The sequence below is a fragment of the Amycolatopsis sp. NPDC043887 genome, from assembly GCF_056435665.1.
Genome location: NZ_JBWKEB010000005.1, coordinates 502,390 through 524,619, shown reverse-complemented (window position 1 = coordinate 524,619; position 22,230 = coordinate 502,390). Strand labels below are relative to the sequence as shown.

The window sequence follows — 22,230 nt, the reverse complement described above, 5'->3', positions numbered from 1 at the left end:
GTCTGGGGGGGGGGGGGTTGGGGGGGGGGGGGGGGGGGGGGGGGCGTGGGGGGGGGGGGGGGGGGGGGGGGGTTCTCCCCCCCCCCCCCCCCCCCCCCCCACGACCGGGGCACTCAGGGCCACGCCGAGTTCCCGGAGCGCGGCCAGATCCAGTTCCTCGCCGAAGTTGCCGTTCACCGGGCACGCGAGTTCGCTGACCAGCGCGGCGACGTCGTCCCGGCGGCGCACCCCGATCGGATACACGCAGTCGGCGCCGGCCTCCCGGTAGAGCCTGCCCCGCCGGATGGCCTTGGCAAGCCTTTCCGGCTCCGGGATCCCGCGGTCGCCCAGGAACGCGTCGACCCGGGCGTTGACGACGATCGGGACGCCGGCCTCGGTCGCGGCCGAGCGGATGTCCGCGAGCCGCTGGGCGTGCCGATCGGCACGCCCAGCTTGCCGGTCCGGTGATCGGTGTACTCCAGGTCGCGGCCGACGGCGCCGGTCTTCGCCAAGCCCAGCAGCTCGTCCGCCCCCATGCCCGGTTCCTTCCTCCTGTGGTGTCCCTCGAAAGGATGGACACCGCCGTCGCCGGAAACCGGTCGGGTCTTCGCCCAGTTTCCTCCGGATCCGCGGAAAACCGGTTCCCGGTCCGCGTCTCCGGTGGCTACACTCGCCGCGAATCATCCCGGCGAGGAAGGACAGGACAGTGCGTCATCACCACGCCGTCGTCGTCCCCTCGGCCCGCTACGAGGTGATCCTCGTGTCTCCGCGCGTCCGGTGCCTGCCGCGCGGCTAGCACCGGCCCGTTGACGAACGCCTGACTTTCTCGCGCCCGCTTCCCGTCGTCTCACGACGGCGAGGGCGCCTGCCCGCGTTCGCCCGAATCGCGCAGTCCGAGCTCCGGAGATCACTTTCGAAAGGCCCGCGCCATGCGCACCGTCCCCTTGTCCGCCGTCCGCAATCTGGGCATCCTCGCCCATGTCGACGCGGGCAAGACCACGCTGACCGAACGGATCCTGTACGTCACCGGAACCACTTACAAACGTGGTGAGGTTCATGACGGCACGACCGTGACCGACTTCGATTCCCAGGAGCGAGACCGTGGCATCACCATCTTCGCCGCCGCCGTCAGCTGTACGTGGGACGGCCATCTCGTCAACCTGATCGACACCCCCGGCCACGTCGACTTCTCCGACGAGGTCGAACGGTCGCTCCGCGTCCTCGACGGCGCGATCGCGGTGTTCGACGGCGTCGCCGGGGTCGAACCGCAGAGCGAATCGGTGTGGCGCCAGGCCGACCGGCACGGCGTACCGCGGATCGCGTTCGTCAACAAACTCGACCGCGCGGGAGCGGATCTGGACGCGGCCGTGGAGTCCATCCGGGAGCGGCTGCATCCGCGTCCGCTGGTGGTCCAGCTGCCGATCGGGGCGGAGGACGGCTTCGTGGGTGTCGTCGACCTGCTGCGGATGCGGTCGCTCGTCTGGGCCGACGGCGCCGAGAGGGCCGAGGAAGGACCGGTTCCGGAGTCCCTTGTGGACGAAGCGAACCGGCGTCGCCGTCTGCTCGAAGAGACCGTGGCGGAACTCCATCCGGCCGCGCTGGACGAGTTCTGCGAGTCTTCGGCGGTTTCGACGGAGACGCTGGTCTTGGCGCTGCGCGAGCTGACCCGCACCGGGGACGGCGTCGTGGTGCTGTGCGGCTCGGCCTACCGCAACCGGGGTGTGGAGCCGTTGCTGGAAGCCGTGGTGGCGTACCTGCCCTCGCCGTCGGATGTCCCGGCGGTCCGGGGTGAGTACGAAGGCACGGCCCGCGAACGGCCCGCCGATCCGTCGGCGCCGTTCGCGGCACTGGTGTTCAAGGTGACCTCGACCGCCACCGGGCGGTTGACGTACCTGCGGGTGTACTCGGGCACGATCCGGACTTCGGAGGCGGTGATCGACGTGGGTAGCGGTCGTATCGAGCGCGTCGGCCGCATCCTGCGGGTCCAGGCGGACCGGCACACCAGGGTGGACAGCGCCGTCGCGGGCGACATCGTCGCGGTGGTCGGGCTGAAGACGGCCCGCGCCGGCGCGACACTGTGCACGCCGTCGGAGCCGCTCCTGCTTGAGCCGCCCGTCGTGGCCGATCCGGTCGTGTCGGTCGCCGTCGAGGCACGGACGGGAACCGACACGGAACGGCTGATGGCGGCGTTGGCGCGGCTGGTCGAGGAGGATCCGTCGCTGGTCATCCGGACCGATCGCGAGACCGGCCAGACCCTGCTCTCGGGAATGGGCGAGCTGCATCTGGAGGTGGCGGTGGAGAAGATCCGGCGCGACCACGGCCTGGCCGTCGGCGTCGGGCGGCCTCGTGTCGCCTACCGCGAGACGGTGGCTCGGGGCGTGTCCGGTTTCGTCTACCGGCATGTCAAGCAGGACGGCGGCGCCGGGCAGTTCGCCCACGTCGTCATCGACACGGAACCGTTGGAGGAAGGGGAGTTCGAGTTCGAGTCCACTGTGGCCGGTGGCCGGGTGCCGCGGGAATACGTCCGCGCTGTCGAAGCCGGTTGCCGTGACGCGCTGGTGGAAGGCCCGCTCGGCGGGCATCCGGTGACCGGTGTGCGGGTCACGCTGACCGACGGGGCCACCCATGCGAAGGACTCGTCGGAGATGGCGTTCCGGACGGCCGGGCGATTCGCGCTCCGGGCCGCTTTGGCCGCCGGCACGGTCACCCTGCTGGAGCCGGTCGCCGAAGTGACTGTCACCGTGCCCGAAAGTGCTGTCGGCGTGGTGCTCGGCGACCTCGCCGCCCGGCGTGGCCGGGTGCTGGGGTCGGTGGTGCGCGCGGGAACGACCGTGGTCACCGCGACCGTGCCGCTGGCCGAACTGTTCGGCTACGCGACACGGCTGCGCAGCCGCACCCAGGGGCGGGGCACGTTCACGGCCCGGCCGACCGGCCACGCCCCGGCACCGGAGGGACAGCCGGTCCGGTAGATCGACGATGGCCCGCCCACGACATTGTGGGCGGGCCATCGCCCGAACCGCTGTCACCCGGCGATCGGGCGCCGGGCGGCAGCCGTCTTCAGCCGATCACGCCACCGGCCACGGCGGACGGCAGTTCTGCCGCGGCAACGCGTGCGATCCGTTGGTGTACACGCCGTCCGCGATCGTGTCCTCCATGATCGAGCGGTGATCGGTGGGCCGGGCCCACTGGTAACACAAGTGCTGGGCGAAGTACCCGCCCGGCGCTTCGAGGGTGTCGAAGTGGCAGACACCGTCGGTTTCGATGCAGTAGCGGATGTACGGGATACCGCCGAAGTCGGTGCGGCCGGGACCGAACGACACGTAGCCGCCGAACGGCGACGGTGCCCCGGTGCCCGGCGGGAGCACCGCGCTGATCCCGCGTCCCGGCGGGCCGACGGGCTGCATCGGGTCGGCGAAGATCTTCGCCCTGAACCGTGACCTGTCCACGGCCAGCTTCCCGTCGGCGATGTCGTTCAGCACCAGGTTCGCGACCAGTGCGCCCTGCGAGTAGCCGACGACGGTGAATTCCGCGCCGGGGTTCTCGTCGAAGGAGCTTTGGGCGACACGACGGGCTTCTTCGTGCCCGCGCGCGACGCTCTGGTCCATCGGCGTCTGGTCGCAGTTCGGTGCTCCGGCGGCCCCTGCCGGGTAGTGGACCACCTTCTTGATCCCGCCCCGCAACCAGGCGTCGTTGTAGACGGTCGCGGCCCCATCGCAGGTGCCGCCGATGAGGATGTAGTAGCGCGCCTGGTCGGCCTGGGCAGCCGGCGCCGTGACGCCGATCAGCCCGGCGGCCAGCGCGGCCGCCGCCAGGACCCCCCTGAGCTTCTTCACATTCATGCCCCTTTCGTTCGACTACGGTGCGTGTTCGAACGCTAGGGACGAGTCATGAAATTTCGATGAAACAGGCTTCAGCGATGGGACAGCACGTTGACCACGTGACCGCCGGGATCACGGACGAAGAACCGCCGGACACCCCAGGGCTCGTCGGTCAGTTCGTGCACGATCTCGGCGCCGGACGCCTTCGCTTCGTCGTACGCCGCGTCGACGTCGTCCACCTGGATCGAGACGGCCGGGACGACGGGCGCCGTCTCGTCGTGGGTCATGAGGCTCAGCTGCACCTCCGGCCGATCCGGATCGGCCAGGGTCACGATCCAGCCGTGATCCATCACCACTTCGAAACCGAGCACCCGCTCGTAGAAGGTTCTCGCCTGCTCAAGGGACTTGGTCTCGAGGTCGGCTACCACTCTCTTGATCGCCATGCGCCGATACTGGCACAGCCCTCCGACGGTTTCGGGGGAGCAGGAGCGGGGTCGCGAGCATGAGCGCTCCGGCGATGCCGACCGCCGCGCGCGGTCCGGTGAACGCGGCGAGCAGGCCCCACAGGGCGGTCAGCGAAGCGGTGGTGAGTTTCCCGGCGATCGACCAGGCCGACAGCGTGCGCGCCGCTCGGTCGAGGGGAACCTGTTCGAGCCTGCTGGTGGCGAGCACCGGGTTGAACACGCCGATGCAGATGATCAGGCAGAATTCGACGACGATGACCAGGATCAGCCCGGGCACACCGGGCTGGATGAAGACCAGCCCGACGGGCCAGCAGACCCGCAGCCAACCGGCGGTGAAGAGGACGCGGTCCCGGCCGTACCGGGCGACCACGGTCCGGGAGAGCCTCGCCCCGATCAGCCCACCGAGGCAGGGCACGGCGAAGGCGACCGCGTACTCCCACGGAGCGAAGCCGAGTTGCCCGAGCATCAGGACGGCCATCAGCGGCGCGGTCGCCATGATCAGGCCGTTGACCACGATCGTGTTGACGAACAGCGGCCGCAGCAACGGGTGGGTGAGGATGAACCGCCAGCCTTCCCGCAGGTCGCGCCCGGTCAGCCGGGGGCCCTCCCGTTTCGCGGGCGTCGGTTCCGAACCACCGACCGCACGGATCCCGATCGCCGAGAGCAGATAGCTGACCGCGTCGGCGGCGATCGTGATCACCGGTCCGAAGAGGCCGACGGCGAAACCGCCGAGCGGCGGACCGAGCACGGTCGCGGTCCAGGTCGTCGATTCGAATCGGCCGTTCGCGATCAGCAGATCTTCGGGTGGCAGCAGGGTTTTGAGGAACGCCCCACTGGCGGCCAGGAACGTGATGTCGGCTGCGGCGACGATGACGGACACAGCGAGAAGCTGACCGAACCCGAGCAAGCCGAACGCGTACGCCACCGGGACGGTCAGCAGCGCCGCACACCGGATCAGATCCATCGCGATCATCACCGGCCGTTTGCGGCGGAACTCGACCCAGGGGCCGAGCGGCAGCGCGACCACGGCGCCGACGACGAGACCGGCGGCCGCCAGCAGCGAGACCTCCGTGGTGCCCGCGCCCAGCGCCACGATGGCGATCAGGCTGAACGCGTCGAACGCGAACCTCGTTCCGAACGCGCTCGCCGCGTACGCCGCCCACAGCCAGCCGAACCGTCGTCCCAGTGATCTCCCACCCACTCGCGAGATCCAAGCAAGCCGGGACCTCGAAGTCGAACAACGTGTCGTTGGCGGGTCACAACCGCGGGTTGTGCGGCCCGCTCAGAGCTCCCCGAGCGCGGTGACCGGCGATTCGACGCAGTCGGCGACGAACCGCAGGAATCCGCCGGCGGTCCCGCCGTCGCACACCCGGTGGTCGAACGCCAGGGTCAGCTCGCAGATTTTGCGCGCCACGAGCGCGCCGTCGACCACCCAGGCGCGGTCGATGATCCGGCCGATGCCGAGGATCGCCGCTTCCGGGTGATTGATGATCGCGGCCGAGCCGTCGACCCCGAACACGCCGTAGTTGTTGACCGTGAAAGTCCCGCCGGTGAGACCCGCCGGGCCGAGTTTTCCTTCCCTGGCTTGTGTGGTGCGATCTCCGATCGCGGCCGAAAGCTCCCTTGTGGACAGTGAGCCCGCGTCGCGGACCACCGGTACGACGAGACCCCGGTCGGTCTGCGCGGCGAAACCGAGGTTGATGTCCCGCAGCTGCACGATTTCGTCGCCCTCGACACGCGAGTTCAGCTCCGGGTACTTCCGCAGGCCCGCCACGGCGAACCGGGCGACGAGGCCCAATAGGCTCACCCGGCGATCCGGTGCCGAGGCGTTGAGCGACTTGCGCGCCGCGACGAGTCCGGTCGCGTCGACGTCGACCCAGACCGTCGCTTCGGGGATCTGACGGCGCGAGGTCGTCAGCTTGTCGGCGACCGCCTTGCGAACGCCGGTCAGCGGGATCCGCGTCTCGCCGTCCCGCTGCTCGGGGACGGCGAGCGCCGCCTCGACGTCGGCGCGCCGGATGATCCCGCCCGGACCGCTGCCGGTCAGCTTCGTCAGGTCGATCTTGTTGTCCGCGGCCATCTTGCGGACGAACGGGGAGATCACGCCCGGCGCTTTCGACGGCTTCTCGGGTGTGGCGACGACGGTGCGCGTCCGGCGGCGCCTCGTCGTGGTGGTCGTGCCGTAGCCGATGAGGACGTTGCCGCTGCCTTCGCTCGCGGTCGTCACGCCGGGTTCGCTGAAGGCGGGGCCGATGGTGAGCAGGGGAGCGCCGACCGGAAGCGACTGGCCGGGTTCGCCGTGGAGGCGGGTGACGACGCCGGCGAACGGCACCGGCACCTCGACCGCGGCCTTCGCGGTTTCCACTTCGACGACGGGCTGGTCGACACCGACTGAGTCGCCCTCCGCGACCAGCCAGGTGACGATGGTGCCTTCGGTGAGCCCTTCGCCGAGGTCCGGGAGCAGGAAGTCAGGCACCGGCCACCACCGGTTCGTCGTTCCACTGCAGCCGGGCGACGGTGTCCAGGATCCGGTCGACGTCCGGAAGCTGATGACGCTCCAGTTTCGGTGGCGGGTAGGGGATGTCGAGGCCGGTGACCCGAAGGACCGGCGCGTGCAGCTGGTGGAAGCACTGCTCGGTGACCCGGGCGACCACCTCGGCGCCGTAGCCGCCGAACCCGGCGGCCTCGTGGACGACGACCGCGCGTCCGGTGCGGCGCACCGACGCGGTCACGGTCTCGTCGTCGAACGGGCTGAGCGACCGGAGATCGACGACCTCGACGTCCCAGCCTTCGGCGGTCGCGGCCTCCGCGGTCTCCAGCGCGGTGGCGACCATCGGGCCGTACGCGATCAGCGTGACGTCCTTGCCCTCGCGGCGCACGACCGCGCGGTCCATGGCCGCGCCGTCCCGGGTGAAGGACACGGGATCCTTCGACCAGTAGCGGCATTTGGGTTCGAGGAAGATCACCGGATCCGGTGAGTCGATCGCGTCGCGCAGGAGGTCGTAGGCGTCCTGGGGAGTGCCGGGTGTGACGACGCGAAGGCCGGGCGTGTGGGTGTAGTAGGCCTCGCTCGAATCACAGTGGTGCTCGACGCCGCCGATCCCACCCGCGTAGGGAATGCGGATGACCATCGGCAGCGACAGCGCGCCGCGGGTGCGGTTACGCAGTTTCGCGACGTGCGAGGTGATCTGCTCGAAGGCGGGATAGGCGAAGGCGTCGAACTGCATTTCGACCACCGGGCGGAACCCGCCCATCGCCATCCCGACCGCGAAACCGACGATGCCGGACTCGGCCAGCGGCGTGTCGAAACAGCGTTCCTCGCCGAAGTCGGCGGTGATGCCGTCGGTCACCCGGAACACGCCGCCGAGCGGGCCGACGTCTTCGCCGAAGATGAGTACGCGGTCGTCGTCCTTGACAGCGTCGCGCAGAGCGGCGTTGAGCGCCTGTGCCATCGAGATCTCGGTCATCGGGCCTCCAGTTCGGCGGCGACCAGCGCCCGCTGGGCGGCGAGTTGGCGGGTCGGGACGGCGTACACGTGCTCGAACAGCGACATCGGATCCGGCTCGACGTCGGCGTTGAGGGTGTCGCGCACCCCGGCGGCGAACGTCTCAGCCTCGGCCTGGAAGCGCTCGATATCGTTGATGGACAGCAGATTCTCGGTGGTCAGATACGTTTCGAGACGGCGCACCGGGTCGGCCGCGCGCCACTTCTCGACCTCGGCCTGATCGCGGTAGCGGGTGGCGTCGTCGGCGTTGGTGTGCGCGTCGATCCGGTAGGTGTGCGCCTCGACCAGGACGGGGCCGAGGCCGGAGCGCGCGTGCGCGATGGCATCGTCCAGCACTGAGAGGACCGCGACGGCGTCGTTGCCGTCGACCTGCTCGGAGCGCACGCCGTAGCCGACACCCTTGTACGCCAGCGCGGGGGCGGCGCTCTGCTTCTCGAACGGCACGGAGATCGCGAACCCGTTGTTCTGCACGAAGAACACCACCGGCGCCTTGAACACGGCCGCGAAGTTGAGCGCCTCGTGGAAGTCGCCCTCGCTGGTGGCGCCGTCCCCGATGAGCGCGAACGCGACGCTGTCCTCGCCGCGGCGCTGCATCGCGTGGGCGAGCCCGGCCGCGTGGAGGGTCTGGGTGGCCAGCGGGGTGCACTGCGGAGCGACACGGGTCTTGGCGGGGTCGTAGCCGCAGTGCGCGTCGCCGCGAAGAAGCGTCAGGATCTCGCCCGGTTCAAGGCCGCGGGCGACGAGCGCGACGGAGTCGCGGTAGGTGGGAAAGAGCCAATCCGCGTCGGTGAGGGCCAGTGCGCTCGCGACCTGGCAGGCCTCCTGGCCGGCACTCGACGGGTAGACCGCGAGACGGCCCTGCTTGGTCAGCGCGGTCGCCTGGGCGTCGAACCGGCGGCCGAGCACCATCAGCCGGTAGGCCTCGACGAGCCGTTCGGACGGCGGGTCCGAATAGCCGCCGTGCTCGTCGACGCGTGTGCCGTCCTCGGCGAGGAACCGCACCGGGACTTCGGACGGCAGCAACGCGGCGGCAGGGGTCTCCCGCGACATGGCGCAGCACCACCTTTCACAGACATATGATGCTGAGATGGTGGTTTCCGGAGTCCCAGTGTTCAAGAGGTACGCGAAATGAGCGACAAACTGTCCTCAGAATCGGTTCAGCCGGGCCAACCGTCCATTAGTGGCGTGGCTCACGGCCGCGATCCGGGACGAACGGTCCTTGCCCTCGACGACATCGATCGCGCGATCGTCGCCGAACTCACCGCCGACGGCAGGCTCGCCGTCCGCGCGCTGGCGGAGCGCCTGCACATCTCGCGTACGAACGCCTACGCGAGACTGGACCGGCTGATGTCCGAAGGCGTCATCACCGGCTTCGGCGCCCGGATCGACCCGCGGCGGGCCGGACTCGGGACGAGCGCGTACATCCTGATCACCGTCGAGCAGACGTCATGGCGGACGATGTCGGCCGAGCTGCGGCAGATCCCGTTCGTCGAGCACGTTTCGCTCGTCGGCGGCGACTTCGACATCCTGCTGCTGGTGCGGACACCGGACAACGCTTCGCTGCGGGATGTCGTACTGGAACGGTTGCAGGCGCTGGACGGCGTGCGGTCGACGCGGACTTGGCTGATCTTCGAAGAACAGCCGGGCGTCGCCCCTCGTGAGTGGTAAGGACGTGTGCCGGCCGGAGGTCTCGCGTCTATGAAGGATTTGGGACGGTGAGTGTCCCAGATCCTTCATAGACGCTCCTGCGATCTTCGTCGCGATGCTGCCGCAATTCACCGACCCGGCGGTGCGCTGGCCGGTGCTGCTCCAGATGAGTGTTCTAGGCCTGACCTTCGTCGGCACCTGCGCGGTGGTCTACCCGTGCGTCGGGGCGGGAGCGCAATCCCTGTTGCGCGCACGCCCTGCCGTGTCACGGACCGTTTCCCGGATCTCCGGCGCCTCGATGATCCCGGTGGGAGCACTCCTGGTCGTCGAGCGGCTGGTGGCGTGAGTGCGGCGTATGCGCTTGATGCGCGCGTCGATGTCCGCCGGATGGCGACGGTTTCTGACACGTTCGCCGGGCGGTGACGCTGTAACGCTCTTCGCCCTCCCCCCGAATACAGTCGGGTTCGATGGCGGAGGCGGAGGAATCATGGTGCGTGTCCTGCTCCTGCTGCCGGTCGCCGTGGCGTGCTTCGTGGCGGTCGCCTGCGCGAGTTCGGCTCCGACGACGAGCAAGGTGCCGGCCAAGACGAAGGTACAGGCGGCTTGCCGCGAAGACGAGGATCAGTGCCACGAGCCGGGGACGACCATCAAGGGCCGGACCGGCGGTTGCGTGAACGCCGGGCGGGGGATGACGCAACGGGACGTCGAGAAGCAGCGCGACGAGTGGCTTCGTCGGCATCCGGGTTGGTGCGCCGCGGGCGAGACCGGAGCCGTGGCACCCTGTTGACCGAGACGCATCGCCGAGCACGCCATTCGGGTGATAACGGTTCGGCATTCGATGTATCTGACCTGCTCCCCATTGACACCTTCCTACGATCGCGGCGACTGGGTGGAGGAATGCGGTGACGGTGGAGGGCGCGGGTCAGGACTACCTGACGCGGCAGATCGGGGCGCTGCTCGAAGCGATTCGCGAGGAGGGGCCGGTCGGTGAGGGCAGACGCAGTTTCCGCCTCGCGGGGCATCTCGCGGCGGAGGGCGGGTTCCACCTCGGTGACATCCTCGCCGCGACGGCCCAGCTGCTGGCGGTCCACGCGTGGAACAACGGCTATCTCGCGGCGGCGGAGCTGCTGACGCGCCGGATGCGGGAGTTCGGTGCCGAGTCGGTGGAGCTGGTGCAGTACCTCGTGCGGTTGGAGACCGGGAGCGAGCAGGGCTGGCTTCCCCAGGACGACCGTGAAGCCCTCATCGACTACGCGCGACGGGCTCGGAGGCCCGACATCGAACGCCGGGCGCAGGCCATCGAGCCGTTGCTGCCCGGGGTCAGCGGCCCTGAGCGTCCTGATCGGATGGCCAGTGAGTCGTGAGATAGTGCTCCGGGTCAGCGAGGATGCCGCGGATCACCGATCCGGCGGCCCCGCGTACGGCGGCTCCCGTGCCGAGCGCCGAGCGGACGACCCGCACCGGCGACCACGCCGTGCTGGGCACGCGGCGCTCCACCTCGGTGAGGAGTGGCTCACGCAGCCACGGCTCCAGCCGCGCGTAGGTTCCGCCTAGCACCACGGCCGGAACGTCCATCAGATTGACCACAGTGGACAGTCCGACGCCGAGGTGTCCCGCGGCGGTGGTCACTGCGGAAAGCGCCGCGTCGTCGCCTGACTCCAGCGCGGAGATCAGGGCGTCCACGGTCTCGACGCCGGCCAGCCGCAGAATCTCCTCCTGTCCCGCCATCCGTTCCAGACAGCCGTTCGCGCCGCAGGAACACGGCGGACCGTCGGGTGCCACCGGGAGATGGCCGATCTCGCCGCCCGCGCCGCGGACGCCTTCGAACAGGGCGCGGTCCAGCACGATTCCCGCGCCGATTCCGATCTCCCCGGAAACGTGGACGAAATCGGGCAATGCCGAGCCGTGCCAGAGTTCGGCGAGTGCCGCGAAGTTCGCTTCGTTGGCGACGGTGAAGGTCCCCCCGAGCCGGTCGGCGAGGTCGACGTCGCGCCAGCCCAGGTTGGGCGCCAGCCGCACGAGCCCGGATTCGACCAGGCCCGGAACCGCGATACCGACGCCGCCGACGGGAACACCCAGCGCGTCCGCCTGCTTCCGTGCCTTGCGCAGGAACGCCGAGACGCGCTGGAAGACGCGCGGGGTCCGGTTGTCCGCGTACCGGACCTCCTGCGCCCGGACGGTGCCGGTCAGATCGACGAGGCAGGACGCCAGGTAGTCGACGCCGATTTCGATGCCGAGCCCGTGCGGGCCGGTGGGGGAGAGCGACACGACGGTGCCGCGCCGCCCGGGGCCAACGCGCTGTTCCGGTTCGCCTTCGGCCACGAGATCCGCCGCGATCAACCGGTCGACCACGCTCGACACGGTCGCCTTCGTGAGTCCGGTGACGGCGGCCAGGCCGGCCCGTGAGGTGCCGGGACCATCCGCGATCGCCCCGAGGACGAGGGCGGCGTTGTGCTGCCGCACGGTGTGCTGTCCCGCCGGGCGCGTGCCGATCATCGCGCGATTCTATTCGTTCGATGCCTGAACGAAAGCCTTGACCCGCCGGAGTGGCGTCGATAAGTTCAGGCATCAAACTAATTGGGAGGCGAGATGGCTCAGGCACCGACGCGTGAGGACAAGTTCAGCTTCGGGCTGTGGACCGTGGGCTGGCAGGCGAACGACATGTTCGGCCCGGCGAGCCGTCCTCCGCTCGACCCGGTCGAAGCCGTGCATCGTCTCTCGGATCTCGGCGCCTGGGGGATCACCTTCCACGACGACGACCTCGTCCCATTCGGCTCGGCCGACGCGGAACGTGCGCGGCACCTCAAGCGCTTCCAGGGCGCGCTCGCCGAGACCGGCCTCGTCGTCCCGATGGTCACCACGAACCTGTTCAGCCACCCCGTTTTCAAGGACGGCGGCCTGACCAGCAACGATCGCGATGTCCGTCGCTACGCGCTGCGGAAGGTGCTCCGGAACCTCGACCTCGCCGCCGAACTCGGCGCGTCGACGTTCGTGCTCTGGGGCGGCCGGGAAGGCAGCGAGACCGACGCCGCGAAGGACGTTCGCGCGGCGATGGACCGCTACCGCGAGGGCATCGATTTCCTCGCCCAGTACGTCCTCGACCAGGGTTACGGCCTTCGGCTCGCGCTCGAACCGAAGCCGAACGAACCACGCGGCGACATCCTGCTGCCGACCATCGGGCACGCGCTCGCGTTCATCTCCACGCTGGACAATCACGAGATCGTCGGCGTGAACCCGGAGGTCGGGCACGAGCAGATGGCCGGGCTCAACATCGTCCACGGCATCGGGCAGGCCCTGTGGCAGGGCAAGCTGTTCCACATCGACCTCAACGGCCAGCGCGGCCCCCGGTTCGACCAGGACCTCGTGTTCGGGCACGGCGACGTGCTGTCGTCGTTCTTCCTGGTCGACCTGCTGGAGCACGGCGGCTACGACGGGCCGCGGCATTTCGACTACAAGCCGCTGCGCACGGAGAACATGGACGGCGTCTGGGCCAGTGCCGAGGCCAACATGGCCAGCTATCTCCTGTTCGCCGAACGAGCCCGCGCGTTCCGCGCCGATCCCGAGGTGCGTGCCGCGCTGGACGCCGCCCTCGTCCCGGAACTGGCGACGCCGACCCTCGACGAGGGCGAGACGGCGGCGGATCTGCTGGCGGACCGGTCGGCGTTCGAGGACTTCGACCCGGACAAGGCGGCGGAACGCGGTTACGGCTTCATCCGCCTGTCCCAGCTGGCCCTCGAACACCTCACCGGGGCACGCTAGAACCGGTCGACGTCGAGGACGGCCTTGGCGAATTCCGCCGGGGCCTCCTGTGGCACGTTGTGGCCGATCCCGTTCAGGACGCGGTGCTCGTATTTGCCGGAGAACTTCGACCGGTACGCCTTGCCGTCGGTGTTCGGGCCGTCGAAATCGCTGCCGATCGTGATGGTGGGCACCGAAACCGCCGGCCCCTGCGCGAGTTTCGCTTCCAGCGCGTCGAGTTTCGGGTCGCCCTCGGCGAGGCTCAGCCGCCACCGGTAGTTGTGGATCACGATGGCGACGTGGTCCGGGTTGTCGAAGCAGGCCGCGGAACGGTCGTAGGTCGCGTCGTCGAAGCTCCACTTCGGCGACGCGATCTTCCAGATCAGCTTGTTGAAGTCGTGGCGGTTCTTCGTGTAGCCGAGGATGCCGCGCTCGGTGGCGAAGTAGTACTGGTACCACCAGCCGAGCTCGGCGGCCGGGGAAAGCGGCTGCTTGTTCGTCTCCCGGTTGGTCACCAGGTAGCCGCTCACCGAGACGAGCGCTTTGCACCGTTCGGGCCACAGCGCGGCGATGATCACGGCCGTGCGAGCGCCCCAGTCGAAGCCGCCGAAGACGGCCTTCTCGATCTTGAGGGCGTCCAGCAACGCGATGATGTCGGCGGCGATCGCGGACTGCTGGCCGTTGCGGAACGTGTCCTTCGACAGGAACCGGGTCGGTCCGTAGCCCCGCAGGAACGGCACGATCACCCGGTACCCGGCCGCGACCAGACGCGGGGTGACGTCGACGTAGCTGTGGATGTCGTAGGGCCAGCCGTGCAGGAGGACCACCACCGGACCGCCGGCGGGGCCGGCTTCGACGTAACCGATGCTCAGTTCCCCGGCGTCGATCTGCTTGATCGGCCCGAACGAGGTGGTCCCGCCGGTCGTGGCGGGCGCCGCCGCCGGTGCCGCCGCGGGCTGGGCCGAGCAGCCAGCCACGGTGGCCCCCGCTGTCGCGGCGACGACGGCCTGCGCGAACCTTCTCCTGCTGAGCATCCTGATTCCTCCCGCGAAACGCCTGGTACGGGACGAAATTAGGGGGCAGGCTCCTGGCGCGGCGACCGTCGGACGACGTCACCGGTGTACGTCATCTACTAGGCGACTTCAGGTTCGGCGGTCACGAAGGCCGCTTCCAGCCTTCGGATCCGGGCCCAGAACTCGGCCTCTCTGCCTGGCTCGAGGACGCCCAGATACCCACCGGGTACGACGCGCCCCACGAACGGACCGGACGTCCACACCCGCCAGCCACCCGTGGCGTCGTCCCCTGAGGCGGACGCGGGATCGTCGGTGCCTCGGATCGCCGCGATCGGGCTCGGGAGCCGGGTCCTGGCGGGCCCACGGTAGGCGTTCAGCAGCTGGAGGTCGCCGAGCAGCAGGTCCAGGGCGTACTCCCAGCTTTCGGGTGAGTCACGGTAACCCGCGACGGGAGTGAGCCCGGTGCGGCCGAACACCCGCCCCATCGCCGACGCGCCCGCCTTGGCGTTCTTGTCCGGTGAGCGTCGCTGCGGGGCGCACGCGTCCACGACGACCAGCGCACCGGGGGCGACGCCGAGCCGCTGAGCGGTTTCCAAGGCGACGAAGGCACCCATCCCGAATCCGATCGTCACGGAGCGGGAAAACCAGGGTTTCGGTGTCGCGGCGGCCAGGTGTGCGGCGAGTTCTTCGAGCGAGGACGCCGGTGATTCCGCGAGCCGTTCCCCGTGTCCGGGATATTCGAAGGCTCGGATGTCCGCATCGACCGCGCCCGCCAGCGCGTCGAACGCTCGGCTGGTACCGCCGGCGGGCGGAAACAGCAGGTAGCCGGGTCCGCGACTGTCTGATGTGGACAGTGAAACGAGTGCGGACGTCATGATCCGAAAGATACGCGCGATTAACCCGAATGGGGTAACGGTTCGGATTCGACCAAGATCGATTCACCCTACTGAGGGAGGTTTCGGCGAAAAGCTGCCCGGCGTGTCGTATCTGGCGCTCCCTGTTCGACGTCCTGACAAGAGCCGGAAGGAGAAAGCGATGAACACCACGACACTGGCCTCGACCACGCGGCTGAACCCGGTGAGCCGCACCCTGCCGGTTCTGCTGGCGATGGAGGACGACGCGGAAGACGTCGGCCGCCTGTCCCCGGACGACCGTCTGACCTGCCACGTGCACGGCCGCTGGATCCACCAGTGCGTGGCTTCCCCGCTGCACGTCAACCCGATCACCCGCCACCGCTGGTGTCGTTCTTGCGCGACCGCGTTGACCGTCTCGGTCGACGAATTGTCCGGCGACGTCACGATGTCCTGTCCTCGGTGCGGCCACGGCGAAAGTGCCGCCTCGGCCAGGCTGATCGCCGCTTGCCGCGCCAGTCTGGCCGCCTAAGCGACCTTGTCGAGGACCCGCTCGATGATCAGGACGCGGTCCTGCGGGCGGAGATAGAGGTAGTGGCCGGCGTCCGGCAGGATTTCGACGTCGGCATGGGGGAGCAGACTCTCCAGTCGTGCGGCGGCAGCGGCGGAATCGTGCACGACGCTGCGCCCGCCGAAGAGGGCGAGCGTGGGTACTTCGATGGACCGCAAGGCCTCCTCGTCCGGGCAGACCTGGAACGGCACTCGGGCGCGATAACACCGGATCCCGGCGAGCACGAGCCGGGCGGCGGGCTGGTCGAGGACGTCCTCGCCGGCGGACCACGTCACGAAGCGGCGCCACAGCCGGTCGCTGTCGAGTACGGCGGCGGCCAAGCTGTACCGGAACACCTTCCGGGCGAACGGCGCGGAGACGGTGGTCGCGTCGAGCAACGCGATGGACGCGAGCCTGCCGGGTGTGTGGATCGCCTGGTTCACCGCGTGCCAGCCGCCGGTCGAACCACCGACGAGACGGACGTCGGTCAGTTCCAGGTTCTCGAAAACGTCGTCGAGGGCGTTCGCGCGGTCGCGGATGTCTTTGAACGGCGCCTTTTGCACGCTGCGGCCCGCTTCGCCGAGAGTGTCGATCGCGTAGACGGCGTGCCGCTCGGCCAATGCGGGGATCAGCGCCGCGAAGCAGGCCGAGGTCGCCAGAAGGCCCGGCAGCAGGGCGATCGGACTGCCGCCGTCACCGTAGCGGTAGACCCGCGTGGTGCCATGGCGCGTTTCGACGTCGAAGACCGCGCCCGGTTCCGGGCATTCGGCCATGGCACGGTCGTAGGCGGCGAAATAGCGTTTTTCGGCCGCCGGATTCCTGAAGCCTCCGATTTTGTTCATGAGCGGAACGCTAGGCAAAGCCGTCTTCCGGGTCTTGAACGAAAGTAAGATGACGGCATGGGCGGGTGGGGTCTCGTGGTGCCGCGGCGGGACATCGTCCGCGCACCCGGCGAGCGGATTCTCCGGTGGCCGCACCCCGGCCTCGCCGCCCATGTGGCGAGCTACGTCGCGCACGATCTTCCCGACGCGGGCGCGAACTCCTGGCAGGTCACCCCGTTGTCCGTGCTCACCTGGGTGATCGACATCGACGCGCCTGCCAGGGGACCGGATGTTCCCGCGTCGCCGGTGCTGGGCCTGCGCGACCGGCCGTTGCGAGTCGACCAGGCAGGCGCTTCGCGCGGGATCATCGTCACCCTGCCCCCGCTCGGTTCGTACGCGTTGTTCGGGATCCCGTTGCGGGAGCTGGCGAACTCGGTCGTCGCGGCGTCGGACCTGCTGCCGTCCGGATCGTTGACCGAACGGCTGGCCGAGGCGGCGGACTGGCCGGAGAGATTCCGGCTGCTGGACGACTACCTCGCGGCGAGGGTCGCTCGCGGCCCCGAGCTGGCCGCACCTGTCCGGTACGCGTGGGACCGGCTTTGCGCGGGCCCGGTCCGCGTCGACGTCCTCGCGGACGAGATCGGCTGGAGCAGGCAGCATCTCAACGTCCGGTTCCGCGAGCAGATCGGGCTGAATCCTCGCACGGTCGGACGGATCGCCCGGCTCAATCGCGTGCTGGCCCTGCTGGACCGGACGTCGTCGCTTTCCTGGGCGGAGGTCGCGCATTCGGGCGGTTACAGCGACCAGGCGCATCTCATCCGTGAGTTTCGGGCGTTGACCGGACGCACCCCGGCCGAGGTCGGGAAGCCGGCGGGGCTGTTCGTTCCGCCCCGGTAAGGCCGTTCGTCTCTCGAAAGCGCACGCACGCGAATTTCCGCGGGACAACGAGCGTTCACCCGATCGGCGGAGGTAGGTTGCGGGGCATGACCCAGGTTTCGACGCCTGCCGAGGCTGCCATGAAGATCACCGGACGCGCCGTCGCCGGGCAGCGGAGCCTGTCGAGCGAGGTGACCGAAGTGGTACTCGACAACGGCGACACGGTGGTCGTCAAACGGGGCCACGCCCGGAACGCGACACCGGCCGAGGCCGCAGGCCTGCGGTGGCTGGGGGAGCCCGGTGCGGTACGGGTGCCCGAGGTTCGTGGCCACGACGGTGAATGGCTGGTCACGGAACTGGTCGGCGGCGGACGGCCGACGCATCACGCGGCGGAGCGGCTGGGGCGTGGGCTCGCGGAGTTGCACGCGGCCGGTGCGCCGGCGTTCGGCGCGGCGCCGCCGGACGGGCCCGCCGACGCGTGGATCGGCCTGGCCCCGATGGAGAACACGCCGGGCGAGGACTGGCCGACGTGGTACGCCGAGCACCGGGTCCTGCCCTACGTCCGTCGCGCGGTCGACGAGGGCATCCTGAACGGTGACGAAGCCGCTGCCATCGAGCAGGCTTGCGCACGGCTCCCCGAGGTGTCCGAACCTCCGGCGCGCCTGCACGGTGACCTGTGGAACGGCAACGTGCTGTGGGGAGCCGTCGAGGCCTCGCTCATCGATCCGGCCGCCCACGGCGGCCATCGTGAAACCGATCTGGCGATGCTGCAGTTGTTCGGCTGCCCGCTGCTCGACCGGGTGCTCGCCGCCTACCAGGAGGTCGCCCCGCTCGCCGACGGCTGGGCCGACCGGATCGGCGCGCACCAGTTGTTCCCGCTACTGGTCCACACCGTCCTTTTCGGACGGTCCTACGCCGGGCAGGCGGTCGCGGCGGCGAAGGCCGTCGGCCGGTGATTCAGCGCGCGAGGCGGTCGAGCCATTCGGCGAGCATCGCCTGCTCGGCGGAGGTCAGGACATTGCCGGGTTCCTTCTCCAATGCGGCTTTGAGCGCGATGGCGCGGCTGGGGATGTCCGAAGCCTTGTCCGCGCTGTCGGTGGTGATCGCCGCGATCACGTGTTCGCGAGCGGCGGTGATCAGGTCCGGATCGCGCTGCTCCGGCGGGCTCGCGAGGAACGACAGGATCACCCCCATTCCGGTCGCGTGCACCAGCTGCGCGGCTTGCTCGACCGGGACGCGCAGCCTGCCCGCCTCGGCGATGCGTTCGATGATCCGGCGGAGTATCGCGTCGGCCTCCTTGCGTGCTTCGCGAACGCGGGGCTCGCCGTACATGAGCATGTAGAAGGCGGGCTGGTGCAGGCCGAACTCGACGTGGAGGTCCCAGCCTCGCCGGAGGTCGCGCACCGGGTCGCCGGTCTCTCCGAGAGCGTGCTTTCCCTCCAGGTAGCTCTTGAAGCCGTACGTGGCGACGGCATCGAGAAGACCGTCCTTGTCGCCGAAGGTCCGGTAGAGCGTCGGCGCCTGCACTCCGGCGGCGGCGCTGACCGCACGCGTCGACAACGCCTCGCGTCCGCCCTCCTCCAAGAGTTCCGCCGCCGCGCGGATCAACCGGTCCTTCGTGGTCAACGTCATGTATCAACGATAACACTCGCGCGGTATCGCTGGTTCGATATCGCTGATACAGTGATCTCGTTAGCAATGGAAACCTCTGATGGGAGCACTTGCATGGCACGCGTAGCGATCGTCACCGGCGGTTCGCGGGGCATTGGCAGGCAGTCGGCCGAGCGGCTCGCGTCCGACGGGTTCGCGGTCGTCGTCGTATACGGCGGCAACAAGGACGAGGCGCAGGCCGCGGTCGACGCGATCACCGACGGCGGAGGTCAGGCGATCGCGGCACAGGCCGACGTCGCCGACGAGCAGGCCGTCGCGGCCGTGTTCGACACCGCGGAGAAGACCTTCGGCGGAGTCGACGTCGTGGTCCACGCCGCCGGTGCCATGTACCTGGCGCCGGTGGCCGAACTGGACCTCGACCGGCTGGACCGGTTGCACCGCACCAACATCCGCGGCACCTTCGTGGTCGACCAGCAGGCCGCCAGCCGAGTCCGCGACGGTGGCGCGATCATCAACTTCTCCACGTCGGTACTCGGCCTCGCGCTGCCGGGATACGCCGCCTATGCCGCCTCGAAGGGTGCGGTCGAGGCGATCACTCTGGTCCTCGCCCGCGAATTACGCGGCCGCGACATCACCGTGAACGCGGTCGCCCCCGGCCCGACCGCCACGGCGCTGTTCCTCGACGGCAAGGACGAGGCGACCATCACGAGCATGGCGGCGCAGCCCCCGCTCGAACGCCTCGGCACCCCGTCCGACATCGCGGAGGTCGTCTCGTTCCTCGCCGGCCCGGCCCGCTGGGTCAACGGTCAGGTCCTTCGCGCCAACGGCGGGATCGTCTGAGCTTCTTGGATCAGAGGTAGCAGTGGTGGCGCGTTGCGAAAGGGGCGGGCCCGCCGACGAATGACGAGCCCGCCCCAGTCCTTTATGGACAGAAGATCAGACGACGGTTCCTTCGGAGTCGTCGTCCGAGTCGGTCTCTTCGATCTTCCACTTCAGCTGGAACTCGACCTCTTCCTCGCCGTCACCGCGCTCGTGCTCGATCGAGAACTGCGCGCGAGCGGGGACACGGAACCGTTCCCCGGCGATCTGGATGCGGAAAGAGGTCTCGGACTCGAGCGCGTCGGCGAGCCGGCGCAGTTTCGCGACGACGTCGGCGGTGGAGTAGACGCGTTCGACGTCTCGGGGAGCGGTTCCGGTCACGATTTCCTCCAGTGTCCGACACCCTGGCCGGGTGTCCGTGCCGTCATTCAATCGCGTGATCATCACGTCGTGGAGGCGGGGTCACAGTGACCGGGCGAGGCGGAAGCCGACGTCGTCGACACGGAAGGTCGGGTGGCTGCGGCGCCGTACCGAAGCCCGGCAGCTCCAGTGCTCGTCGAACCAGCCACCGCCCTTGAGGACCCGGTATTCGCCGTACACCTCGGTGTCGTACACGTCCCAGCACCATTCCCAGACGTTGCCGAGCATGTCGTGCAGGCCCCACGCGTTGGGCGCCTTGCCGCCGACTTCGTGCACGGTCTCCGCGGAGTTCTCGCGGTACCAGGCGATCTCGTCGAGCGGCCCGTAGCGCGGACCGCTCGTGCCGGCGCGACAGGCGTGCTCCCATTCCGCTTCGGAGGGCAGCCGATAGCCGTTCGCGGTCCGGTCCCAGACCAGGGAATCCAGCTGGTAGACGGGAGTCAGGCCTTCGCGTTCGGACAGGGTGTTGCAGAACTCGAGGGCGTCCTGCCACGAGACGTCGACGAGGGGGAGCCTGCCGTGCTCGCGGGTGACCGGAACCGAGGCGAGCAGAAAGGACGCGACATCGACGGTCCAGTTCCGCTGTGTCCGGCGGTCCGACAGCGTCACCTCGCCCGCGGGCACAGTGATCATCTCCATGGTACGGCCGATGGTACCCACCCCCCGCGTTCATCGATGACGCACGCGGGCGGGCCGCAGGACGAGCGGAAGCGCGAGGAGGGTGATCGCCGCGCTGATCCAGATGGCGTAGCGGTAGTCGCCGGTCGACTCCGTGAGGAAACCGGCGAGCACCGGGCCAAGGAACGCGCCCGCGTTCAGCGCGACGGTCGCGAACGAGCCACTCAGCGTCGGAGCTCCCGGGGTCACGTGCATGACCCGGGCCACCAGTGCGGAACCGCAGCCGAACGACAGTCCACCTTGGACGGCCGTCACGACGAACAGGGCGATCGGCTGCGTCCCGACCATCGCCAGCACCGCCCAGCCCACCGGCAGCGCACACAACCCGAGCACCAGGCCGCGCCGGAGTTCGCCGTCTCCCGTGCGGCCCGCCACTGTGACACCGAGGAACGCGCCGACGCCGAAAGCCGCCAGCAGCCCGGAAACCGCTCTGGCGGGGAGGTGGGCGACATCCGTCGCGATGACCGCGAGGAAGGCGAAGGTCGCGAAGGTGGCGCCGTTCACCAACGCGCCGAGGAGCATCGCCTGCCGCACGGGAGTTGCTTTCAGTTCACGGGCTTCGCGCCTGATCGAGACTTCGTGCGGATCCGCCGCGCCGGCCGGTGCGGAACGGAACACCAGCACCAGCGCGGGAAGGCACAACGCGGCGACGGCCCAGAACGCCGACCGCCAGCCCGCGAGGTCGCCTAGTACGGCGCCCGCCGGCACTCCGGCGACACACGACAGCGTGATACCCGCCAACAGGACCGCCGTCGCCCGCGCCTGCTTTCCCTGAGGTGCCAGGGCGACCGCCACGGGCATGGCCACGGCGAGGAATCCGGCGTTGACGATCGCCGCGACGATCCGGGTGCCGAACAGCAGCGGGAAACTCGTCGTCACGGCGCCGATGACGTGCACCACGACGAAGGCGGCCAGGAACCCGGCCAAGGCCCGGCGGCGAGGCCAGTGTGCGCTGAGCACGGCCATGGCGGGCGCGCCGACGATCATTCCGACGGCGTAGGCCGACGTCAGCGCGGCGGCCGCGCCCACCGGGACGGACAGTTCACCGGCGATCCCCGGCACGAGGCCGGAAGCCATGAATTCGGAGGTGCCTTGCGCGAAGACGGCAAGGCCGAGGACATAGACGAACAGGGGCAACAGACGACTCCCAAGGAAAAGTGAGCAGGAGGAAGCCGTGCGCGGGGCAGGAGGAAACCCGGCCGGACGCACGGAAAAGCGCTCCGGTCACCGGGAAGCGAGAGGGCCGACGCCTAGCGGCCGGACACGACGACTCGCCGCCGGATGACCGGCGGCGGGGTTCTGTCCGACTCGGGGCTCGTCACGGGAACGCACACTACACACGCCCGCCGCCGCCCCTCAACCCGATTGCCTGTCACCGCGGAAAACGGTGTCCGTTCCGCGTACCGGAACGCTTTCGTTGCCCGTTGGATTGAACCCGAG

General features: G+C 69.5%; 25 protein-coding genes. 10 read left to right on the top strand and 15 right to left on the bottom strand.

Annotated elements, in window-relative coordinates; all coding sequences use genetic code 11:
- On the bottom strand, positions 1–663 hold a 663-nt coding region (locus AC069H_RS17000; protein ID WP_478232939.1), incomplete at its 3' end, for an isocitrate lyase/phosphoenolpyruvate mutase family protein.
- 245 nt (positions 664–908) lie between these two features.
- On the opposite strand from AC069H_RS17000, the gene fusA reads away from it, so the two are divergent.
- Complete coding sequence (fusA, locus tag AC069H_RS16995; RefSeq protein ID WP_478232921.1) at positions 909–2,948, top strand: elongation factor G; 2,040 nt, start codon at positions 909–911, stop codon at positions 2,946–2,948.
- A gap of 96 nt (positions 2,949–3,044) precedes the next feature.
- Here fusA and AC069H_RS16990 read toward each other — a convergent pair whose 3' ends face one another.
- From AC069H_RS16990 to pdhA, 6 genes are all read right to left on the bottom strand, one after another.
- Entirely contained in the window at positions 3,045–3,818 is a 774-nt protein-coding gene (locus AC069H_RS16990) for a PE-PPE domain-containing protein (RefSeq protein ID WP_478229406.1), read from the bottom strand.
- Between the two features lie 71 nt (positions 3,819–3,889).
- Positions 3,890–4,240 (bottom strand): VOC family protein, encoded by a 351-nt coding sequence (locus AC069H_RS16985; RefSeq protein WP_478229407.1) that lies wholly within the window; start codon positions 4,238–4,240, stop codon positions 3,890–3,892.
- The gene (locus tag AC069H_RS16980; protein WP_478232920.1) at positions 4,194–5,462 is read right to left on the bottom strand and encodes an MFS transporter; all 1,269 of its coding nucleotides are present in this window, start codon (positions 5,460–5,462) and stop codon (positions 4,194–4,196) included. The genes AC069H_RS16985 and AC069H_RS16980 overlap by 47 nt, the downstream gene beginning before the upstream one ends.
- A gap of 81 nt (positions 5,463–5,543) precedes the next feature.
- Complete coding sequence (locus AC069H_RS16975) at positions 5,544–6,737, bottom strand: dihydrolipoamide acetyltransferase family protein (RefSeq protein WP_478232919.1); 1,194 nt, start codon at positions 6,735–6,737, stop codon at positions 5,544–5,546.
- Positions 6,730–7,728: an alpha-ketoacid dehydrogenase subunit beta gene (locus AC069H_RS16970; protein ID WP_478232918.1), complete on the bottom strand. Its 999-nt coding sequence runs from the start codon at positions 7,726–7,728 to the stop codon at positions 6,730–6,732. Before AC069H_RS16970 ends, AC069H_RS16975 begins: the two co-directional genes overlap by 8 nt.
- A complete protein-coding gene (gene pdhA, locus AC069H_RS16965) occupies positions 7,725–8,816 on the bottom strand; it encodes a pyruvate dehydrogenase (acetyl-transferring) E1 component subunit alpha (protein ID WP_478232917.1) in 1,092 nt (363 codons plus the stop codon). The genes AC069H_RS16970 and pdhA overlap by 4 nt, the downstream gene beginning before the upstream one ends.
- 135 nt (positions 8,817–8,951) lie before the next feature.
- On the opposite strand from pdhA, the gene AC069H_RS16960 reads away from it, so the two are divergent.
- From AC069H_RS16960 to AC069H_RS16945, 4 genes are all read left to right on the top strand, one after another.
- Positions 8,952–9,434, top strand: coding sequence for an Lrp/AsnC family transcriptional regulator (locus tag AC069H_RS16960; RefSeq protein WP_478232916.1), 483 nt, complete (start codon positions 8,952–8,954; stop codon positions 9,432–9,434).
- 94 nt (positions 9,435–9,528) lie between these two features.
- Positions 9,529–9,759, top strand: coding sequence for a hypothetical protein (locus AC069H_RS16955; protein WP_478229412.1), 231 nt, complete (start codon positions 9,529–9,531; stop codon positions 9,757–9,759).
- Positions 9,760–9,900: 141 nt separating this feature from the next.
- The gene (locus AC069H_RS16950; protein ID WP_478232915.1) at positions 9,901–10,200 is read left to right on the top strand and encodes a hypothetical protein; all 300 of its coding nucleotides are present in this window, start codon (positions 9,901–9,903) and stop codon (positions 10,198–10,200) included.
- Between the two features lie 115 nt (positions 10,201–10,315).
- Entirely contained in the window at positions 10,316–10,777 is a 462-nt protein-coding gene (locus tag AC069H_RS16945) for a hypothetical protein (RefSeq protein ID WP_478232914.1), read from the top strand.
- On the opposite strand, the gene AC069H_RS16940 is transcribed toward AC069H_RS16945, so the two are convergent.
- On the bottom strand, positions 10,734–11,909 hold the full coding sequence (locus AC069H_RS16940) for an ROK family transcriptional regulator (protein WP_478232913.1): 1,176 nt from the start codon (positions 11,907–11,909) through the stop codon (positions 10,734–10,736). The genes AC069H_RS16945 and AC069H_RS16940 overlap by 44 nt on opposite strands.
- Positions 11,910–12,002: 93 nt before the next feature.
- On the opposite strand from AC069H_RS16940, the gene xylA reads away from it, so the two are divergent.
- On the top strand, positions 12,003–13,172 hold the full coding sequence (gene xylA / locus AC069H_RS16935; protein ID WP_478232912.1) for a xylose isomerase: 1,170 nt from the start codon (positions 12,003–12,005) through the stop codon (positions 13,170–13,172).
- Here the strand turns inward: xylA and AC069H_RS16930 are convergent.
- Together AC069H_RS16930 and AC069H_RS16925 are read right to left on the bottom strand one after the other, a co-directional pair.
- Positions 13,169–14,185, bottom strand: a complete 1,017-nt coding sequence (locus AC069H_RS16930; protein ID WP_478232911.1) for an alpha/beta fold hydrolase — start codon at positions 14,183–14,185, stop codon at positions 13,169–13,171. The genes xylA and AC069H_RS16930 overlap by 4 nt on opposite strands.
- A 98-nt stretch (positions 14,186–14,283) precedes the next feature.
- Positions 14,284–15,039: a thioesterase II family protein gene (locus tag AC069H_RS16925; protein WP_478232910.1), complete on the bottom strand. Its 756-nt coding sequence runs from the start codon at positions 15,037–15,039 to the stop codon at positions 14,284–14,286.
- 160 nt (positions 15,040–15,199) lie between these two features.
- On the opposite strand from AC069H_RS16925, the gene AC069H_RS16920 reads away from it, so the two are divergent.
- Positions 15,200–15,547, top strand: a complete 348-nt coding sequence (locus AC069H_RS16920; protein WP_478232909.1) for a hypothetical protein — start codon at positions 15,200–15,202, stop codon at positions 15,545–15,547.
- Here AC069H_RS16920 and AC069H_RS16915 read toward each other — a convergent pair.
- Complete coding sequence (locus AC069H_RS16915; RefSeq protein WP_478232908.1) at positions 15,544–16,407, bottom strand: alpha/beta fold hydrolase; 864 nt, start codon at positions 16,405–16,407, stop codon at positions 15,544–15,546. The genes AC069H_RS16920 and AC069H_RS16915 overlap by 4 nt on opposite strands.
- 57 nt (positions 16,408–16,464) lie before the next feature.
- Here AC069H_RS16915 and AC069H_RS16910 point away from each other — a divergent pair, with 57 nt between their 5' ends.
- Both AC069H_RS16910 and AC069H_RS16905 read left to right on the top strand, forming a co-directional pair.
- Complete coding sequence (locus tag AC069H_RS16910) at positions 16,465–17,283, top strand: helix-turn-helix domain-containing protein (RefSeq protein ID WP_478232907.1); 819 nt, start codon at positions 16,465–16,467, stop codon at positions 17,281–17,283.
- A gap of 86 nt (positions 17,284–17,369) precedes the next feature.
- A complete protein-coding gene (locus tag AC069H_RS16905) occupies positions 17,370–18,218 on the top strand; it encodes a fructosamine kinase family protein (RefSeq protein ID WP_478232906.1) in 849 nt (282 codons plus the stop codon).
- A 1-nt stretch (position 18,219) separates the two neighbouring features.
- Here the strand turns inward: AC069H_RS16905 and AC069H_RS16900 are convergent, their stop codons facing one another.
- On the bottom strand, positions 18,220–18,894 hold the full coding sequence (locus AC069H_RS16900; RefSeq protein WP_340681732.1) for a TetR/AcrR family transcriptional regulator: 675 nt from the start codon (positions 18,892–18,894) through the stop codon (positions 18,220–18,222).
- A gap of 93 nt (positions 18,895–18,987) precedes the next feature.
- Here AC069H_RS16900 and AC069H_RS16895 point away from each other — a divergent pair, with 93 nt between their 5' ends.
- Positions 18,988–19,713 (top strand): SDR family oxidoreductase, encoded by a 726-nt coding sequence (locus AC069H_RS16895; RefSeq protein WP_478232905.1) that lies wholly within the window; start codon positions 18,988–18,990, stop codon positions 19,711–19,713.
- Between the two features lie 96 nt (positions 19,714–19,809).
- On the opposite strand, the gene AC069H_RS16890 is transcribed toward AC069H_RS16895, so the two are convergent.
- The 3 genes from AC069H_RS16890 to AC069H_RS16880 form a co-directional block, all read right to left on the bottom strand.
- Complete coding sequence (locus AC069H_RS16890) at positions 19,810–20,073, bottom strand: amphi-Trp domain-containing protein (RefSeq protein ID WP_125677397.1); 264 nt, start codon at positions 20,071–20,073, stop codon at positions 19,810–19,812.
- 81 nt (positions 20,074–20,154) lie between these two features.
- Positions 20,155–20,751, bottom strand: coding sequence for a formylglycine-generating enzyme family protein (locus AC069H_RS16885; protein WP_478232904.1), 597 nt, complete (start codon positions 20,749–20,751; stop codon positions 20,155–20,157).
- A 30-nt stretch (positions 20,752–20,781) separates the two neighbouring features.
- Complete coding sequence (locus tag AC069H_RS16880) at positions 20,782–21,927, bottom strand: Cmx/CmrA family chloramphenicol efflux MFS transporter (protein ID WP_478232903.1); 1,146 nt, start codon at positions 21,925–21,927, stop codon at positions 20,782–20,784.
- Positions 21,928–22,230 lie beyond the last annotated feature (303 nt).

Excerpts from the sequence above, each read along its gene's own strand:
- fusA (WP_478232921.1), top strand. The coding sequence starts at position 909 with ATGCGCACCGTCCCCTTGTCCGCCGTCCGCAATCTGGGCATCCTCGCC.
- AC069H_RS16990 (WP_478229406.1), bottom strand. The coding sequence starts at position 3,818 with ATGAATGTGAAGAAGCTCAGGGGGGTCCTGGCGGCGGCCGCGCTGGCC.
- AC069H_RS16985 (WP_478229407.1), bottom strand. The coding sequence starts at position 4,240 with ATGGCGATCAAGAGAGTGGTAGCCGACCTCGAGACCAAGTCCCTTGAG.
- AC069H_RS16970 (WP_478232918.1), bottom strand. The coding sequence starts at position 7,728 with ATGACCGAGATCTCGATGGCACAGGCGCTCAACGCCGCTCTGCGCGAC.
- pdhA (WP_478232917.1), bottom strand. The coding sequence starts at position 8,816 with ATGTCGCGGGAGACCCCTGCCGCCGCGTTGCTGCCGTCCGAAGTCCCG.
- AC069H_RS16955 (WP_478229412.1), top strand. The coding sequence starts at position 9,529 with ATGCTGCCGCAATTCACCGACCCGGCGGTGCGCTGGCCGGTGCTGCTC.
- AC069H_RS16950 (WP_478232915.1), top strand. The coding sequence starts at position 9,901 with ATGGTGCGTGTCCTGCTCCTGCTGCCGGTCGCCGTGGCGTGCTTCGTG.
- AC069H_RS16940 (WP_478232913.1), bottom strand. The coding sequence starts at position 11,909 with ATGATCGGCACGCGCCCGGCGGGACAGCACACCGTGCGGCAGCACAAC.
- xylA (WP_478232912.1), top strand. The coding sequence starts at position 12,003 with ATGGCTCAGGCACCGACGCGTGAGGACAAGTTCAGCTTCGGGCTGTGG.
- AC069H_RS16930 (WP_478232911.1), bottom strand. The coding sequence starts at position 14,185 with ATGCTCAGCAGGAGAAGGTTCGCGCAGGCCGTCGTCGCCGCGACAGCG.
- AC069H_RS16925 (WP_478232910.1), bottom strand. The coding sequence starts at position 15,039 with ATGACGTCCGCACTCGTTTCACTGTCCACATCAGACAGTCGCGGACCC.
- AC069H_RS16920 (WP_478232909.1), top strand. The coding sequence starts at position 15,200 with ATGAACACCACGACACTGGCCTCGACCACGCGGCTGAACCCGGTGAGC.
- AC069H_RS16915 (WP_478232908.1), bottom strand. The coding sequence starts at position 16,407 with ATGAACAAAATCGGAGGCTTCAGGAATCCGGCGGCCGAAAAACGCTAT.
- AC069H_RS16910 (WP_478232907.1), top strand. The coding sequence starts at position 16,465 with ATGGGCGGGTGGGGTCTCGTGGTGCCGCGGCGGGACATCGTCCGCGCA.
- AC069H_RS16905 (WP_478232906.1), top strand. The coding sequence starts at position 17,370 with ATGACCCAGGTTTCGACGCCTGCCGAGGCTGCCATGAAGATCACCGGA.
- AC069H_RS16900 (WP_340681732.1), bottom strand. The coding sequence starts at position 18,894 with ATGACGTTGACCACGAAGGACCGGTTGATCCGCGCGGCGGCGGAACTC.
- AC069H_RS16895 (WP_478232905.1), top strand. The coding sequence starts at position 18,988 with ATGGCACGCGTAGCGATCGTCACCGGCGGTTCGCGGGGCATTGGCAGG.
- AC069H_RS16885 (WP_478232904.1), bottom strand. The coding sequence starts at position 20,751 with ATGGAGATGATCACTGTGCCCGCGGGCGAGGTGACGCTGTCGGACCGC.